This window comes from Burkholderia sp. AU30280 (assembly GCF_020420125.1).
Classification (GTDB): Bacteria; Pseudomonadota; Gammaproteobacteria; order Burkholderiales; family Burkholderiaceae; genus Burkholderia.
In genome coordinates, this window is the sequence record NZ_JAIZRY010000002.1 from 290,813 (window position 1) to 305,858 (window position 15,046).

At 66.7% G+C, this 15,046-nt stretch carries 17 protein-coding genes and 1 tRNA gene; 11 read left to right on the forward strand and 7 right to left on the reverse strand.

What is annotated here, in order from left to right; genetic code table 11:
* Positions 1–12: 12 nt before the first annotated feature.
* Positions 13–1,341: an aminotransferase class I/II-fold pyridoxal phosphate-dependent enzyme gene (locus tag LGN17_RS05365; RefSeq protein ID WP_226195444.1), complete on the forward strand. Its 1,329-nt coding sequence runs from the start codon at positions 13–15 to the stop codon at positions 1,339–1,341.
* Complete coding sequence (locus tag LGN17_RS05370) at positions 1,338–2,012, forward strand: GNAT family N-acetyltransferase (RefSeq protein ID WP_226195445.1); 675 nt, start codon at positions 1,338–1,340, stop codon at positions 2,010–2,012. The genes LGN17_RS05365 and LGN17_RS05370 overlap by 4 nt, the downstream gene beginning before the upstream one ends.
* Before the next feature lie 141 nt (positions 2,013–2,153).
* On the opposite strand, the gene cysC is transcribed toward LGN17_RS05370, so the two are convergent.
* The 3 genes from cysC to LGN17_RS05385 form a co-directional block, all read right to left on the reverse strand.
* Positions 2,154–2,750, reverse strand: coding sequence for an adenylyl-sulfate kinase (gene cysC / locus LGN17_RS05375; RefSeq protein WP_226195446.1), 597 nt, complete (start codon positions 2,748–2,750; stop codon positions 2,154–2,156).
* 169 nt (positions 2,751–2,919) lie between these two features.
* On the reverse strand, positions 2,920–3,753 hold the full coding sequence (locus tag LGN17_RS05380; RefSeq protein ID WP_175957992.1) for a class II glutamine amidotransferase: 834 nt from the start codon (positions 3,751–3,753) through the stop codon (positions 2,920–2,922).
* 211 nt (positions 3,754–3,964) lie between these two features.
* Positions 3,965–4,294: a carboxymuconolactone decarboxylase family protein gene (locus LGN17_RS05385; RefSeq protein WP_043189451.1), complete on the reverse strand. Its 330-nt coding sequence runs from the start codon at positions 4,292–4,294 to the stop codon at positions 3,965–3,967.
* A 129-nt stretch (positions 4,295–4,423) separates the two neighbouring features.
* Here LGN17_RS05385 and LGN17_RS05390 point away from each other — a divergent pair, with 129 nt between their 5' ends.
* The 9 genes from LGN17_RS05390 to LGN17_RS05430 all read left to right on the forward strand — a co-directional run bounded on the left by LGN17_RS05390 (position 4,424) and on the right by LGN17_RS05430 (position 12,130).
* A complete protein-coding gene (locus tag LGN17_RS05390) occupies positions 4,424–5,371 on the forward strand; it encodes a cupin domain-containing protein (RefSeq protein WP_226195447.1) in 948 nt (315 codons plus the stop codon).
* 103 nt (positions 5,372–5,474) lie between these two features.
* The gene (gene yiaA / locus LGN17_RS05395) at positions 5,475–5,918 is read left to right on the forward strand and encodes an inner membrane protein YiaA (protein ID WP_226195448.1); all 444 of its coding nucleotides are present in this window, start codon (positions 5,475–5,477) and stop codon (positions 5,916–5,918) included.
* A 141-nt stretch (positions 5,919–6,059) separates the two neighbouring features.
* Complete coding sequence (locus LGN17_RS05400; protein ID WP_226195449.1) at positions 6,060–7,124, forward strand: glycosyltransferase; 1,065 nt, start codon at positions 6,060–6,062, stop codon at positions 7,122–7,124.
* A gap of 66 nt (positions 7,125–7,190) precedes the next feature.
* On the forward strand, positions 7,191–8,207 hold the full coding sequence (locus tag LGN17_RS05405; protein WP_226195450.1) for a hypothetical protein: 1,017 nt from the start codon (positions 7,191–7,193) through the stop codon (positions 8,205–8,207).
* Entirely contained in the window at positions 8,204–8,941 is a 738-nt protein-coding gene (locus LGN17_RS05410; RefSeq protein WP_226195451.1) for a hypothetical protein, read from the forward strand. The genes LGN17_RS05405 and LGN17_RS05410 overlap by 4 nt, the downstream gene beginning before the upstream one ends.
* Positions 8,938–10,095: a hypothetical protein gene (locus tag LGN17_RS05415; RefSeq protein WP_226195452.1), complete on the forward strand. Its 1,158-nt coding sequence runs from the start codon at positions 8,938–8,940 to the stop codon at positions 10,093–10,095. The genes LGN17_RS05410 and LGN17_RS05415 overlap by 4 nt, the downstream gene beginning before the upstream one ends.
* Complete coding sequence (locus tag LGN17_RS05420; RefSeq protein ID WP_226195453.1) at positions 10,092–10,709, forward strand: phosphatase PAP2 family protein; 618 nt, start codon at positions 10,092–10,094, stop codon at positions 10,707–10,709. The genes LGN17_RS05415 and LGN17_RS05420 overlap by 4 nt, the downstream gene beginning before the upstream one ends.
* A complete protein-coding gene (locus LGN17_RS05425) occupies positions 10,706–11,653 on the forward strand; it encodes a fatty acid desaturase family protein (RefSeq protein WP_226195454.1) in 948 nt (315 codons plus the stop codon). Before LGN17_RS05420 ends, LGN17_RS05425 begins: the two co-directional genes overlap by 4 nt.
* Positions 11,654–11,722: 69 nt before the next feature.
* Complete coding sequence (locus LGN17_RS05430; RefSeq protein WP_226195455.1) at positions 11,723–12,130, forward strand: DUF3592 domain-containing protein; 408 nt, start codon at positions 11,723–11,725, stop codon at positions 12,128–12,130.
* 101 nt (positions 12,131–12,231) lie between these two features.
* Here LGN17_RS05430 and LGN17_RS05435 read toward each other — a convergent pair.
* The 4 genes from LGN17_RS05435 to tolB form a co-directional block, all read right to left on the reverse strand.
* Positions 12,232–12,308: transfer RNA gene (locus LGN17_RS05435), tRNA-Lys, on the reverse strand.
* Positions 12,309–12,416: 108 nt separating this feature from the next.
* Positions 12,417–13,166: a tol-pal system protein YbgF gene (gene ybgF / locus LGN17_RS05440; RefSeq protein ID WP_039361280.1), complete on the reverse strand. Its 750-nt coding sequence runs from the start codon at positions 13,164–13,166 to the stop codon at positions 12,417–12,419.
* A 19-nt stretch (positions 13,167–13,185) separates the two neighbouring features.
* Positions 13,186–13,698: a peptidoglycan-associated lipoprotein Pal gene (gene pal / locus LGN17_RS05445; protein ID WP_006484980.1), complete on the reverse strand. Its 513-nt coding sequence runs from the start codon at positions 13,696–13,698 to the stop codon at positions 13,186–13,188.
* A 17-nt stretch (positions 13,699–13,715) separates the two neighbouring features.
* Positions 13,716–15,011, reverse strand: a complete 1,296-nt coding sequence (tolB, locus tag LGN17_RS05450) for a Tol-Pal system beta propeller repeat protein TolB (RefSeq protein ID WP_226195456.1) — start codon at positions 15,009–15,011, stop codon at positions 13,716–13,718.
* Between the last annotated feature and the right edge of the window lie 35 nt (positions 15,012–15,046).

The following is a 15,046-nucleotide window of genomic DNA, read 5'->3' on the forward strand; positions in this document are numbered from 1 at the left end:
GCGAAGGAAGCAATGGCACTGGGAGAGCATCTTCGCCAGCAACTGGCGGCGAAAGCGCTGAAACGACAACTGGAGCGCGCGACCGATGCTGCCGCGGCACCGGGCGTGCCGGGCACGCCGGCCGCGCAGACCGCCTCGGCGCGCAGTCGCTTCGAATCGATGCCGCAGTATCAGCAGGTGCGGATCATGCGCGAGATGGGCGAGAAGCTGCGCGTCGATTCGCCATTCTTTCGCGTGCATGACGGCATCGCCGGTGCGACGACGCAGATCGGCGGCCGCGAGTACCTGAACTTCGCGAACTACAACTACCTCGGCCTTGCCGGCGATCCGGCCGTGTCTTCGCGCGCGAAAGCCGCGATCGACCGCTATGGCACGTCGGCCTCCGCGAGCCGGATGGTCGCGGGCGAGCGCCCGGTGCAGCGCGACCTCGAGCGCGCGCTGGCCGCGTTCTACGAGACCGACGACTGTGTCGCGTTCGTGAGCGGCCATGCGACCAACGTGACCGTGATCGGCGCGCTGTTCGGCCCCGGCGATCTGGTCGTCCACGATGCGCTCGCACACAACAGCATCGTGCAGGGCGCGCAGCTGAGCGGCGCGAAGCGGCTGAGCTTCGCGCACAACGACTGGCAGGCGCTCGACGAACTGCTCGCGCGCGTGCGCCGCGAATACCGGCACGTGCTGATCGCGATCGAAGGGCTGTACAGCATGGACGGCGATTTCCCCGACCTGCAGCGCTTCGTCGACGTGAAGACGCGCCACGGCGCATTCCTGCTGGTCGACGAGGCGCATTCGCTCGGCGTGCTCGGCGCGACCGGCAAGGGCATCCGCGAGCACTGCGGCGTCGCGCCCGACCAGGTCGATATGTGGATGGGCACGATGAGCAAGACGCTGGCGGGCTGCGGCGGCTTCATCGCCGGCTGCCAGCCGCTGGTCGACATGCTGCGCCACCTGGCGCCGGGCTTCCTGTACAGCGTCGGGCTCGCGCCGACGCTTGCCGAAGCGTCGCTGGCCGCGCTCGAGCGCCTGCAGGCCGAGCCGGAGCGCGTCGCGCAACTGCAGGCGCGCGGGCGGCAGTTCCTGACCGAGGCGCGCGCGGCCGGGCTGAACACGGGCACGAGCGCCGGGTTCGCGGTCGTGCCGGTGATCACGGGCAGCTCGCTGAAGGCCGCGCAATGGGCCAATGCGATGTTCGACGAAGGGATCAACGTGCAGCCGATCTTCTATCCGGCCGTCGAGGAAAAGGCCGCGCGCCTGCGCTTCTTCATCTGCTCGACGCACGAGCCGGAGCAGATCAGCCGGACGGTCGCCGTGTTGTCGCGTCTCGCGGGGCGCAGCGCATGACGCTGGCCGGCGCGTTCGCGCAAGCGGTGCCGCGCGCCGGTGAACGCGTGCGGTTTCGTGCGGCCGATGCGGGCGACGCGGCGGCGTGCGCGCCGCTCATGTTTGCGTCCGGCGTGGCCGAATTCGGGTTCTTTCTCGGCGAAAGCGACACGCGCTGCATCGCCTTCCTGCGGCAGGCGTTCCGGTCGCGTCACGGGCGCTTCTCGTGGCGCCGGCATCGCGTCGCGGTCGCCGACGACGGCACCGTGCTCGCCGTGATGGCGATTCACGACGGACAGCAGACGATGTTCGACGACGTGCATGTCGTGTGGGCGCTGGCGCGCTTCTTCGGCGTGCGGCGCACGATTGGCCAATTGTTGCGCGGGCTGATCCTCGAAACGGAAATTCCGGCGCCGAAACGTTCGCAGATCCTCGTCGCGCATTGCGCAACCGACGAGCGGCAGCGCGGCACGGGCATCTTCAGTGCACTGTTTCGCGACGCGCTGGACACCGGTGCATTGCCCGCCGACGGCAGTCGCGACGTCGTGCTCGACGTGCTGACCCGCAACGTGCGGGCCCGCGCGCTGTACGAACGGCTCGGGTTCACCGCGCTGCCGCGGCCACGCGCCCGTTCGCGCCGGCTGCCCGCCGAACTCGATTCGATCCGGATGCGGTTTTCTCGCCGCGCCTGACGGCGTGCATCGTGCCTGCCGCTCTACTTGTGCCGCGGGCTGAACGGCTGGCGGTGTACATTGGCACCTTGTGCGGACGAGGTTGCCGTTCGCGCGAGTAGCGCACCGACGCGCGCGGGATGGCGTTCGGTCGCGACGGCGTCAGCCGTCCAGCGGCAGTTTCCGGATGATCGCGTCCACACACTCCGAGGGACTTGCCTCGGCCGTCCTGACGTGAACGTCGGGGGACTGCGGCGGCTCATAGGCGGAATCGATGCCGGTAAATTGGCGAATCGCGCCTTGCCTTGCCAACGCATAGAGTCCCTTCGGGTCGCGAGCCTCTGCGACTTCGAGTGCAGCGTCGACAAAGACCTCGATGAACGTACCGGCCGCAAAGCGCGCACGCGCCTTGGTGCGCGCCTCCTGGAATGGCGAGATCAACGCAGCGATGACGACGAATCCGGCATCCACCAGCAGCCTGGCCACCTCGGCGGTTCGTCGGATATTTTCATGGCGATCGGCATCGCTGAATCCGAGATCCCGGTTCAGCCCCTCGCGCAGGCGGTCGGCATCCAGCAGATAGGTGCGCAGTCCGCGGGCATCGAGTTGTTCCTGCAGCAGGGTCGCCAGCGTCGATTTGCCTGCGCCGGAGATACCGGTCAGCCACACCACGAAGGCTCGATCCTGTTTAACGCCACGATCGGCGGATTGTCGGTTCGTCAGCGTTGCGGGTGACAAATTCTTGAAATCTTGGGGCATTTCCGATGTGCGGTGCGGGCGAAAGTGCAGTTGCTTTTCTTGGGTTCGTTTACTCCTGGGGCGAATTGTAACGCGACGGAAAGTTTGTAATCCCTTCCTTTTTCAACGAATTATTTCGTGCGCATACGTTTGACATTGCCGTCCCGATGTAGTCAACGATGTCAATGCGCTACTTGTGCCGCGGCCCGAACGGCCGCTGCTGCACATCGGCGCCCTGCGCGACGATCGCCGTGCTCTCGGGCACTTCCTCCCACGCACCCCGCAGGTCGACGAGCGGCTCGGACACGATCATGAACGCGTCGTCGCCGACTTCGGCGATGCGCGGGTTGTGCGGATACAGTTCGTGCAGGTGCTTGAACGACGTGCTGTGGAACAGCGAACGCGATTGCCGTTCGCTCGAATATCGCACCGCGATGATCCGTTCGCCGTCGGTCGCGCAGATCGTCATGTTGAGCGGGTCGGCCACGCGATGCCGCGCGGCGGTTTCCTCGACCACGCCGACCATCCGCTCGAGCGCGGGCAGCGGCGTCTGCTCGAGGCCGTAGGTCAGCGCGAGGCGGAACATCAGCTCGGAGTCGGTCGAGCCTTCGAGCGTTGGGAACAGCGCGGGATCGACCGTCATCGTCAGGTCGCGGCGCAGCTTGTGGAAGTCGCGGATCAGCCCGTTGTGCGCAAACAGCCAGCGGCCGTGGCGGAACGGGTGGCAGTTGGTTTCCTGCACGGGGGTGTCGGTGGCCGAGCGGATGTGCGCGATGAACATCGGCGAGCGGATCGCGCGTGCGGCTTCGCGCAGGTTGCGGTCGTTCCACGCGGGATGCACGGAGCGGTAGCGGAACGGGAGTTCGTCGGGACGCCCGTACCAGCCGATGCCGAAGCCGTCGCCGTTGGTGGTCGTCGCCCCCAGCTCCGAATGCAGGCTCTGGTCGATCAGCGAATGCTTCGCGCGGAACAGTACGGTTTCGAGATGAATCGGATTACCCGTATAGGCGAGCCAGCGGCACATGGAGCGCTCCTTCACGATGGATCGTTCGCGCATGGTAGCCGACTTCGCGGCGCGTCCGTGCTTGTGGGCGGCCCCGCTGGTCATTCGGGCAGGTAGGCTAGCCAATCGTCATACGTCGCCTGCCTTGCCCGGATGCGCGACGCGCAACCGGGCGGCCTTGCAGCCGGGCGCCGCCATATGCCCTACAACGGCAGCGCCGCGGCCGTCGGGCTCAGTCGCCGAGCGCGTCCATCACACGCGCCGAATAGACGAGCGCCGCACCCGCGTTCAGCGCAATCGCGACGCCGAGCGCTTCCGCCACCTCCTCCTTGGTCGCGCCATGCTTGGCCGCTTCCGCTGTGTGCACGGCGATACAGCCGTCGCAGCGCGTCGTGACGGCGACCGCGAGCGCGATCAGTTCGCGCGTCTTCGCGTCGAGATGGCCTGTCTTGGCACCGGCGCCTGACAGCGCCTTGTAGCCGGCCAGCGTATCGGGCGACAGCTTGGCGATCTCGCCGATGCGCGTCGAGAGTTCCTTCCGGTATTCGTTCCAATTCAGCATGATGCGTCCTTTCGAGAAGAGGTGGGGAGGGCGGCGGGCGCCGCGATCTCGGGCGATGCAGGGCTATTCTGATCGTTCGCGCTGAGGGTTTCGATACGCTAGAGTGTCAATTTTTAGCGCGATCGTCTCATGGATGCGTTGAGTCAACTACTGTCGCTGGGCCGCAGCCATGTCGAGCTCGACGTGCGCTGCCTGCTCGACGGGCCGTTCGCGATGCCGCACGACCCGCTGCCGTCCGGCGAGGCGGCGTTTCACCTCGTGCTGGCCGGAACGTGCAGGTTGCGTACCGCGGACGGGCGCGCGCTGCAGCTTGAGGATGGCGATTTCGTGCTGCTGCCCGCAGGCGGCGCGCACGACCTGCTCGACGCAGGGGCCGGCCGGTCGCGGCCGGGTGCGGCGCTGCGCGAACCGGGCGCCGCCGTCGGCGCGGTGCTGCCGGTCAAGTCGAATCTTGATCCGGCCGAACCGGGTAGCGCGAGCGTGGACCTGCTTTGCGGACGGTTCGTCTATGCGCGCGGCGCGGGCGAACTGCTGATGCGCACGCTGCCGCAGGTGCTGCATGTCGGGTTGCGCGAGGCATCGGGGTTCGCGCCGCTGCAACTGCTGACGAGCGTGCTGCGCACCGAGGCGTCGAACGGGCAGCCGGGCGCCGGCGCGATCGTGAACGCACTCGGCCAGGCGCTGCTCGCTTACGCATTGCGCGCTTACGGTCGGGGCGCGCGCGTGCCGTCCGGTTGGCTCGCGCTTGCGGCCGACGCGCGGCTCGGCCCGTCGGTCCAGGCCGTGCTGCAGGCGCCGGAGAAACCGTGGACGGTCGAGTCACTCGGCGACGCAGCCGCGATGTCGCGAGCGACTTATGCGCGGCATTTCCGCGAGCGGGCCGGGATGAGCGTCGGCGCGTTCGTCGCGCAGATCCGGATGATGCATGCGTGCGCGCTGCTGCAGGATACGCAGCGCGGGCAGGCGGAGATCGGGCAGGCGGTCGGTTACCAGTCCGAGGCCGCCTTCGGCAAGGCGTTTCGCGCGGTGCTCGGCACGACGCCGGGGCGCTGGCGGCGGGCTCAGCGCGAATTGTAAGACTGCAAGCTCGGCTGTCTTGCCGCGTGCCGAAGCTGGTACCATGCGCGAAACGCAGTTCAACGAAAACGATTTCGAACAACAAGAAAGAGAGGGCAAAGCAATGAACCAGACCACCATCCAGCAGCCGTCGTTCGCGTTCGTGGCCGCGTCGTGGGCCGCGCTGCTCGCCGGTTTCGCGGCATTCCTGATCGGTCTCTGGAACGCGGGCATGCAGCTCAACGAGAAGGGCTACTACTTCACCGTGCTGGTGTTCGGTCTCTATGCGGCAATCTCGCTGCAGAAAAGCGTCCGCGACCGTGCGGAAGGCATTCCCGTCACCGGCATCTACTACGGCCTCAGCTGGATCGCGCTGCTGCTGTCGATCGCGCTGCTGGTCGTCGGCCTCTTCAACGCGACGCTGCAGTTGAGCGAGAAGGGCTTCTACGCGATGTCGTTCGTGCTCGCGCTGTTCGGTTCGGTGGCCGTGCAGAAGAACACGCGTGACCTGCAGAACGCGAAGCCGCGCTATACCGACGCCGAATCGGCGCCGTCCGCCCAGGAGTGACGGCCCGCGAAGCGGGCGCGCCTTCCAGGCCGCCCGTTTTGCGATGACGGTCGCGGGCGCCCCGCATGCGCCGATGCGCCGCGGGCTCCTCGCCCATTCGTTTCATCCATGCCGGTGCGCATGAGGATGGAGATATTCCGGATGCCAGACTTCACAGAAACCACGCGGCACACCCGTGCGGCTGCCCGCGCCGTGGCGGCGCAGACTGCGCTCGTGCTGGAGACGAATAACCTGCGCGGCGGCGCGGGGCTCGCGCAGGCCGTCGACAGCCTGAAGCGCCTCGTGTCGGCGCTGTCGAAGCAGACCGTACCGCCCGCGGCACTCGCACAATGGATCATCACGCATGACGGCCTGCCGGCCGATGCGTGCGCGGAGATCGCCGCGCTGGCCGGCCGCCCGATCGACTTCGTCGAGATCGGCGCAAGCACCGGCTACTACGATGCGAAGAACGACGGGTTCGACCGTGTCGACGCGGCCCGTTGCGACATCGTCGTGTTCGGCGATGCCGATTGCCGGCCGGCCGACGACTGGCTCGAGCACCTGCTCGCACCGTTCGCGCGTGAAGCCGGCGAGGCGCCCGTCGCGGTGGCGGGGCGCACCAGCTATGCGCCGAACGTGCTCGGCATCGCGCTGACGTCGATCGATTTCATGTATTTCCCGAGCCCGCTGCGCGACGGCGCGACGCGCAACTTCTACGCGAACAACGTCGCGTTCCGGCGCGAGGTGTTCGCGCGATTTCGCTACGAGCCGCTCGACGGCGTTTATCGCGCGCATTGCCAGGTGATGGGGCTGCGGATGCAGGCGGCCGGCGTGGCCGTCGAGTTCGCGCCGGCGGCCCACACCGAGCATCGGCTGCCGGACACGCATCGCGAATCGCTGAAGCTGCGCTGGATGCGCGGCGAGGATAGCGTCGGTCTGACACCGTATCTCGTGAACGCGTACCTGCCGCGCGGCTGGCAGTGGCTTGGCCGCAGCGGCCCGCTCGGCCCGTTCTGCGTGATGGCCATGCGGCTCGGCTACAGCCTGCGCGCGCTGAATCGCCAGCAGTTGCCGCAGCTTGGCGCCGTCCGCTATCTCGCGGCTGTCGGCGTCACGATCGCGGCGTCCGCCGTCGATACGCTCGGTGCGCTCGCGCGCGGTTTCGGTCTCGCGGGACGCGCATCGGCCCGGCGCGATCTCGAAGCGCTGTCCTATCACCGTCATTGAAACGGCGCCGTACATCGCGGCGCTGCCACGACACTCCGACACCTCGCATCCATCCCGACAACGACCATGTTTTCTCTCGCCGCCCGTGTTGCCTGCCTCGCCCTGTTTGCCGCCAGCGCCGGTGCCCATGCCGCGCCGGTCGATCATGCGGGGCGCGGAATCTACCACTTTGCGTCGCAAAGCGGCTGCCCGTTCGCGAACGCAGCCGCGACGGACTGCAATCGCGTCGCGCTCGATGCACCGGACGTTCACGCGAGCATCGATACCGACACGCACGCGATCGTCTTCTCGAGCGATGCGACGCGCCGCACGAAGGACGTGCTCGGCGACGTGCTGCTGCAGGGTACGGGCGTCGACGGCGACGGCCGGCGCGTGCCGTTGAGCGTGCACGTGCTGTTGCGTCGCGACGGCGCGAAATGGGACCGCGACGTGTACGTCCATGCGCCCGTGCACGGCACGTTCACCGATGTCCGGATCGATCCGTATCGCGTGCGCGTGAAGGAGGGCGATGGCGAGCGCGACGTGCTCACGCCGGACGAAACGCTGGCGCTGTTCGCGCATCCTTCGCTTGCATCGCGGCTCGCGCGGCATCTCGTGAAGGTGAGTGCGACCGATCCGAAGCAGCCGTCCGCGGACGACATCACGATCGCGCTTGGCGTGGGCGGCCTGACGAAGTCGGTCGCGCGTGCGAGCTTTACGTCGAACGCGCCGCACGATGCCGACGTCGATCGCGCACTCGCATCCGGCACGTGGACGATTCGTTTCGATGCGCTGAGCAATCACATTCCGGTGTGGGTCGCACAGCGTGAGTTGTTCCTGTTCGGCCTCGACGGCAGCGCGCTCGTGAAGGACATGCGTGCACGCGGTTTCAGGAAAAACGACCGGATCGAATTCGGCGCGCGTGACGGCAACGGCTATCTGCGCGTCAACGGCCGCGAGGAAGCGTTTGCGGGTGCGACCGCATCCGCGCACGCGTTCATGCAGGAAAGCTTCATCGGCCTGATCCTCGGATGGCGTCGCGATCCGGCCGCCGCTGCGGCGCCCGTGGCGAAATCCGCGTCCGTTCGGGGCGTGCCGGCATGACTGAGGCTGGCGAACTGCCGGCGGCGCACGATGCGCGCTTCGACTGTCTCGATGCGCCCGTGCCGCGCGGTGCGGCGCGGGTGCGCGCGTACCTCGTCGATCGCATCAAGCGGGCGGCGATCCGGCAGTTGCATCGCAGCACACATGGCGAACGCTGGGTGCTGCGCATGTACCTGATCGGCGAGGAAGCGACCGAGTGCGCGTTGCACGAGGACTGGACCGGACAGCCGCCGGACTGGCTTGCGCCGCGGATCGAGCAGCATCTCGCGGACGAGCGTCGCCACGCGGCCGCGTTCGCCGATGCGCTGCGCGAGCGTGGCGGTGCGCCGTCGGCTGCACCGCATGAGCCCGACTGGCTGAGCCGGCGCAAGATCATGCGATGGCGCCGGCTCGCGCAGCGCCACGCGTCGCGTTTCTCGCAAAGCGTGCTCGTGCCGGCTTATGCGACGGGTCTGTGCGCGGAACAGATGGCAATGCGCGTGCTCGCCCGCCATTGCGAGACGATCGGCGCCGCGCATCCGCTGTACCCATTGCTCTCGCGCGTGCTTGCCGACGAGACGCGGCATGTCCGGCTTTGCTCGGATACGCTGCGCCGTCTCGTTGCGCCGTCCGAGGCCTCGCATCTCGCCGCGTTGCTGGATGAGATCCGCGCGATCGAAGCCGGTTTCGGCGTGACGGGTGCGCTGGCGATGTTTGCGGCCGGCTGGCTCCAGTCGCTTCGTCCGCGCGCATGATGCCGCGGATCGTCTATCTCGCGACGGCCGACGCACGCGGCCACCTGATGCGCGCGCAACTGCTCGTGCATGCGTTGCGTGCGGCCGGCGCGCGGGTCGACGTGCTGACGACGTCCGATGCGGGGCAGGCGTTCCTGGCTGCGTTCGACATCGACGCGGCCGTGCTGTCCCGTCACTACGCGGTGCAGTTCGACGAACGGCAGAACATGCTGCGCGATGCGACCGATCGCAATGTCGCGCACTACGTGTTCAGGCCGACGCGCATGCTGCGCGACATCGTGCGGCTGCGAGCGATCGTCCGCGATGCCGATCTCGTGATCAACGACTCGTTTCATCCGGCGCTGCTGTTCATGGGCGCGATGCCGGGCTGGCGGCGCCGCATCGTCCATGTCTATGGCGGAAGCCTACGCTGTGCGTTGACCGCGAATTTCGATGCGCGGCTGCCGCGCGCACTGGCGCGTGCCTTTGCACGGATCGTCGACTGGCAGATCGATTCGGCGCGGTGCTGCATCGAGCACGATTTCGCATACGATGCCGCCGATGAAGTCCGGCGATCGTGCACGCATTACCGGCTGCCGACGCCGGTGCCGATCGTCGCCGGGCGGCCGGCGTCGGAACCGGCTGCAGCGGCGATCTATCTGAACCCGCACTTTCGCGATGTCGCGCTTGCCGATGCGTTGTCGGCCGGCATGCGCGACGCAGGAATCGCCACCCACCGTGTGGGCGAAGGCTATGCCGAGCACGACGGCTGGACCGGTGTCGACGCCGATTGGGTGACGCACGCCGCTCATGCACCGCTGATCGTGTCGGCGCCCGGCATGGCTGCGCTGTCGATCGCACGCGTGTATCGCCGCCCGATCCTGCTCGTGCAGTCCGATCAGCCCGAGCAGGCGAGCAACGCCGAGCGCGCCGCACGGTTGCAACTCGTGCATCGGGTCGTCACGTGGCGCGGGGACGCAGCCGCGTTTCGGCGGGAAGTCGGGCAGGCTGCAGCCGAACTGATGCGCAATCCCGGCACGCAGGCGGGGACGATCGCCGGCCGCGAGCATGCGCGTGCTCGCGTGGACGCATGGACGTCGCGCCTCCTGGCGCTGCATCCGCGTGCACAGGTGACCGATGCGCAGACTCGATGCGAGGCGCCGGCGCCACGATGAAATCGCTGTCGTTTCGTGACGATCGCCGGCCCGATATCCGGCAGATGCTGGCCGCGACGTTCGGCATGGCAGCCGGCCTCGCGATCTTCTTTTTGCTGGAGCGCAGCGTCATGCCGCGCTATGTGTTCGCCACGGCGATCGATGCGCGGATTCCGTTCATCGCGTGGTCGTGGTTCGTCTATGTCGGCTTCTTTCCGTTCGTGATTGCGCTTGCCGCGTATGCGCGGCCGCCCGCGTTCGCCGCGTTCAAGGAGGCCGTGCTGATCGCGTTCGTGCTCGGTGTCGTGTGCTTCCTGCTGTTTCCGGAGGCCGTGCCGCGGCCCGACGTCGCGGAGATCGGCAACGCGTTCGTGCGCCACCGTCTCGCGCGCATGTGGCAGCTCGATCTCGCGGCCAACGGTTTTCCGAGCCTGCATGTCGCGGTGACGTGCCTTGCCTGCCGGATGCTGGCGGACCGCCGGCGGCTCGTGACAGTGGCGGTCGGCCTGCTGATCTGCGCGTCGACGCTGACGCTCAAGCAGCATACGGTGGCCGATGTGCTGGGCGGCGTGGCGCTCGCGATGGTCAGTGCGCTGTGGGTCGAGCGGCGTGCGCTGCGCAGGAGGTTCGCATGACGGATGCCCATGTTCACCACGCCGGGCCGAATGTCGAGCTTGCGCGGTTCGTGCCCGATCCCGCGCTGTTTCGCGTGAGCGCGTTGCGAGTCGGCGCGGCGCTGGCGGGCGACTGGCTGATGATTGCCGCTGCGTTCGTGGTTGCGATCGCGTTTGCGCATCCGCTCGCGTACGCGTTGGCCGCGATCGTGATCGCCCGCAGCCAGCTTGCGCTCGCGGTCATGATGCACGAAGGCGCGCACGGGTTGCTGGCGCCGAACCGGCACGTCAATGACGTGCTGGGCCAACTGTTCGCGGCCGGCCCGTTGTGGCTGTCGCTGCGTACGTATCGTGCAGGCCATCTGAAGCACCACCGCGCACCGATGGAGCAGGACGATCCCGTCGCGCTGCTGTTCGGCGTGCACGACTATCCGGTAACGCGCGGGCGACTGATCGGCCGCCTGCTCGCATACGCGTGCGGGATCGGCTACGTGACGAGTGTCGTGAAGCTCGCCCGCGGCGCATTTGCTCATGCGTTGCCGAAGGTCGGGAAATCGCGCGCGTATGCCGCGTGGGAAATCGCATCGATGCTGGCCGGCAACGGTGTGCTGTTCGGCGCGCTCGCATGGGCCGGACATCCGTTGCTGTACGTGACGCTGTGGATCCTGCCGTCCGTCACGCTGTTGCCGCTCGCCGGGCAGGTGCGCGCGATCTTCGAGCATGCGGGGCTGCCGGCCGGTGCCGACCAGAGCCGCAACGCGCGCACCATCGCCCGGCGTTCATGGCAGACGTTCCTGTTCGGCCCGCACGCGATTCATTTTCATATCGAACATCACCTGTTCACGCGGATGCCGTTCCATAACCTGCGGGTCGTGCATCGGCAGCTCGCCGAACAACAGTTGCTGCCGGTCGGCAATCTGTACGCGGGATATGGTGGCGTGCTGCGCGACGTCAGTGTGCGCTGACGCACGGGCGGTGCATTGCCGGCCCCGTCCGGTGTGGGCGCCATGAGCGGATCGATATCGGGAAACAGGATGGCCGACGAGACCGGGAGGTGCAATTACGTGGCGCTGGCCATCGGCGTGATCCTGGCGGTGTGGAGCGCGGCATCGATCGACGAACGGTTCGCTTTCATCGAGGCGTCCGTTGCCGTGCAGGGAACGGTCGTCCGGTTGACTCACGGCGAGCATCACCCACTGATCGAGTTCGTGACGAAAGCTGGCGAGCGCGTATCGTTTCCGGGGAGCTTCGTGACGGTGGAGGTCGGCGACACGATGCCGGTTCGCTATGATCCGGCCAGGCCGCTGGCCAGCGCAAGAGTCGACACGTTCACGAACCTGTGGCTCGAGTCGATCATCTCGATCGTTTTCACGATCGCGTTTCTTTACGCCGGCTTGAAGGGAGAGACGCTTCTGTCGAGGTCGGGGAGCGGGCGTGGATGAGTATGGGACCGGCATCGTCGGGATGCCGGTCTCGATACGGATTCGCCAGACGCAAAAAAGCCTCCACTTGGGAGGCTTTAATTTGCACTATCAAAGATAGTTGGTAGGGTGGGAGGGACTCGAACCCTCGACTCTCTGATTAAAAGTCAGATACTCTAACCAACTGAGTTACCACCCCACGTCCTTGAAACCGGTTGGTTCGTTGCTTCAACAACTTTGCAAGCGACCCAAAGAGCAAAAGATTATAGCGACGGGTTGTCAGGCTGTCAACAACCCGCCGCGATAATTATTTGATCGTCTCGAGCTTGCCCTGCGCGGTCTGCGCAGCGTTCGACCCGGCATACTGCGAAACGACCTGCTCGAACGTCTTCTTCGCGGCCGCCTTCTGGCCTTGCTCGAGCTGGTTCGTGCCGATCGCCACGAGGGCATCGGCCGCGCGCGGGTGCTGCGGGAACTTGCTGACGATCCCTTGCCACGTAGCGGTCGAGCCGCGGTAGTCGCGCAGCGCGTATTGCGCATTGCCGTACCAGTACTGCGCGGTCGGCTGGTAGGGGCTCTGCGGATACTTCGCGATGAACGCGCGGAACGACGCGGCCGCCGCCTTGAAGTTGCCGTTGCGGAACTGCTGCTGCGCCGCATTGAGCGCATCCGTTTCACCCGGCTGCACGGTGCCTTCGACACCATCGATCGTCGCCTGCTGCGGCTCGAACTTCTTGAGCCGCGTGTCGAGATCCTGGTAGTACTCCTTCTGCTGCCGCTCGAGCGTCGTCAGCCGGTTCGTCAGATCCTCGTTCTCGCCGCGCAGCGTCGCGACCTGCTGGTTCAGCTGGTCGAGACGGCCGGATTGATCGAGGATCGTACGCTGGGCGGCCGACAACTGGCTCGCCAGGTTGTCGGTTTTGCTGCGCAGATCGAGCACGGCGCGGCGCGCTTCGTTGTCGTCGAACACGCCGGCGTGCGCCGGCGCGGCCGACCACGCCGCGCCGGCGACGCAGAATGCTGCGGCAACGCGCAGCAGGGATACACGGTGCGTCATACGGCGATTCTTCCGTTACTTACTGTTGGTAGACGAGGTCGGCGCGACGGTTCTGCGCCCACGATGCTTCGTCGTGACCCGTTGCCTGCGGCTTTTCCTTGCCGAGGCTCACGGCTTCCATTTGCGAATCGTTCACGCCGAGCAGTGCCATCGCACGACGGACGGCTTCCGCACGCTTCTGGCCCAGCGCGAGGTTGTACTCGCTCGTGCCGCGTTCGTCGGTGTTGCCCTGGATCAGCACGTGGCGTTGCGGGTGGCTCTTCAGGTACTGAGCGTGCTGCTGCATCAGCGGCTGGTACTCGTCCTTCACCGAATAGCTGTCGAAGTCGAAGTAGATGCTGCGCTTCGCGAGCGGGCTGTTCGGGTCGTTCAGCGGATCGACGTTCACTTGCGCGACGTTGTCGGCGCTCGGTTGCGTGCTGACTGCACCCGCGTTGTTTGCCTTGTCGTCGAGCTTCACGCCCGACTTGCACGCTGCGAGCGCGCTGATCATCATCACGGCCAGGGCCAGACGAGCTTTATTCGACATCATGTTTACTCTCCTTGTGGTCATTGCATGAAGGGCCCCCACGACGGCTCACGAACGGAGCCGCCCTGGACGGACAGGATTTGCGGCGGCGCGCTGCCGTCGGAGGGCACTGCTGCCAGAACATTGCGACCACCCGACTGGGTAGCGTACAGAAGGTACTGGCCGTTTGCCGCGAAGCTCGGCGATTCGTCGCGATTCGTATTCGTGATGGCGTTCGCCGCGCCGGTCTGCAGATCCTGAACGTACAGCTTGAAGCCCCCGCCCGTGCGGGAGATGTAAGCGAGCAGCTTGCCGTCCGGGCTGATGCGCGGACTCGTGTTGTAGCTGCCCGTGAAGGTCACGCGCTGCGCGGCACCGGCGCTTTCGCCCTGTGCGGGCATCCGGTAGATCTGCGGCGCGCCGCCGCGATCGCTCGTGAAGTAGATCCAGCGGCCATCCGGCGAGTAGAACGGCTCGGTGTCGATCGAACTGCTCTGCGTGAGGCGGCGCAGGCCGCCGCCCGTCGAGTTGACCGTATAGATTTGCGTATTGCCCGTCAGCGACAGCGCGACGGCCAGCGTGTTGCCGTCCGGCGACCAGGCCGGTGCGCTGTTGTTGCCCTTCTGGTCGGAGACGATGTAGCGGCGGCCGGTCGGCAGGTCGTGGATGTAGACGATCGGCTTCTTGCGCTCGAACGACACGTACGCGACCTTCGTGCCGCTCGGCGACCACGACGGCGAGATGATCGGCTCGGTGCTCGACAGCGCGATGCGCGGGTTCTGGCCGTCCGAATCCGAGATCTGCAGCTGGTAGCGGTTACCGGTCTTGATCACGTACGACAGGCGCGTGGCGAACACGCCGCGCACGCCGAGCAGCTTCTGGTAGATGTAGTCGGCGATCTTGTGGCCGGCCGTGCGCAGCGTGGTGTCGGTGGCCGTCAACGACAGGCCGCCGAGGCTTTGCTGCTTCACGGTGTCGTACAGGATGAAGTTGACCTTGTACTGGCCGTTCGCCTCGCGGTTCACGCTGCCGGCGACGAACGCATTGGCGCCCTTGGCCTTCCATGCGCCGAGATCAACCGAGGCGGTCTCCGGCACCGGCGTGCTGCCCGCGTCGATGTTGGTGAATTTGCCGCTGCGGGCGAGGTCGGCACGGACGATCGACGTGACCTGCTGCGGCAGGTTCGCCTCGTTCGCGAAATTCGCGGTGGCGATGGGGAACTGGGTCGACCCGACCCCGGTGATCAGCACGTTGACCTGGGCGTTAGCGGTGCTGCCCGCCGTAATCAGACACGAGGCCACGAGTGCCCTGAAACCTAGCTTTGTCATCAAACTCATGCTTCTTGCTTCCCGTATGGCTTGGATCGCTGCGC

What these genes read in the sequence shown, in the direction of transcription:
- LGN17_RS05385 (WP_043189451.1), bottom strand. Translation starts at nt 4,294, where the DNA reads ATGCTGAATTGGAACGAATACCGGAAGGAACTCTCGACGCGCATCGGC.
- ybgF (WP_039361280.1), bottom strand. Translation starts at nt 13,166, where the DNA reads ATGACGCACCGTGTATCCCTGCTGCGCGTTGCCGCAGCATTCTGCGTC.
- LGN17_RS05410 (WP_226195451.1), top strand. Translation starts at nt 8,204, where the DNA reads ATGACTGAGGCTGGCGAACTGCCGGCGGCGCACGATGCGCGCTTCGAC.
- LGN17_RS05380 (WP_175957992.1), bottom strand. Translation starts at nt 3,753, where the DNA reads ATGTGCCGCTGGCTCGCCTATACGGGTAATCCGATTCATCTCGAAACC.
- LGN17_RS05405 (WP_226195450.1), top strand. Translation starts at nt 7,191, where the DNA reads ATGTTTTCTCTCGCCGCCCGTGTTGCCTGCCTCGCCCTGTTTGCCGCC.
- yiaA (WP_226195448.1), top strand. Translation starts at nt 5,475, where the DNA reads ATGAACCAGACCACCATCCAGCAGCCGTCGTTCGCGTTCGTGGCCGCG.
- LGN17_RS05430 (WP_226195455.1), top strand. Translation starts at nt 11,723, where the DNA reads ATGGCCGACGAGACCGGGAGGTGCAATTACGTGGCGCTGGCCATCGGC.
- LGN17_RS05390 (WP_226195447.1), top strand. Translation starts at nt 4,424, where the DNA reads ATGGATGCGTTGAGTCAACTACTGTCGCTGGGCCGCAGCCATGTCGAG.
- LGN17_RS05400 (WP_226195449.1), top strand. Translation starts at nt 6,060, where the DNA reads ATGCCAGACTTCACAGAAACCACGCGGCACACCCGTGCGGCTGCCCGC.
- cysC (WP_226195446.1), bottom strand. Translation starts at nt 2,750, where the DNA reads ATGCCCCAAGATTTCAAGAATTTGTCACCCGCAACGCTGACGAACCGA.
- LGN17_RS05425 (WP_226195454.1), top strand. Translation starts at nt 10,706, where the DNA reads ATGACGGATGCCCATGTTCACCACGCCGGGCCGAATGTCGAGCTTGCG.
- tolB (WP_226195456.1), bottom strand. Translation starts at nt 15,011, where the DNA reads ATGAGTTTGATGACAAAGCTAGGTTTCAGGGCACTCGTGGCCTCGTGT.
- LGN17_RS05420 (WP_226195453.1), top strand. Translation starts at nt 10,092, where the DNA reads ATGAAATCGCTGTCGTTTCGTGACGATCGCCGGCCCGATATCCGGCAG.
- LGN17_RS05370 (WP_226195445.1), top strand. Translation starts at nt 1,338, where the DNA reads ATGACGCTGGCCGGCGCGTTCGCGCAAGCGGTGCCGCGCGCCGGTGAA.
- LGN17_RS05415 (WP_226195452.1), top strand. Translation starts at nt 8,938, where the DNA reads ATGATGCCGCGGATCGTCTATCTCGCGACGGCCGACGCACGCGGCCAC.
- pal (WP_006484980.1), bottom strand. Translation starts at nt 13,698, where the DNA reads ATGATGTCGAATAAAGCTCGTCTGGCCCTGGCCGTGATGATGATCAGC.
- LGN17_RS05365 (WP_226195444.1), top strand. Translation starts at nt 13, where the DNA reads ATGGCACTGGGAGAGCATCTTCGCCAGCAACTGGCGGCGAAAGCGCTG.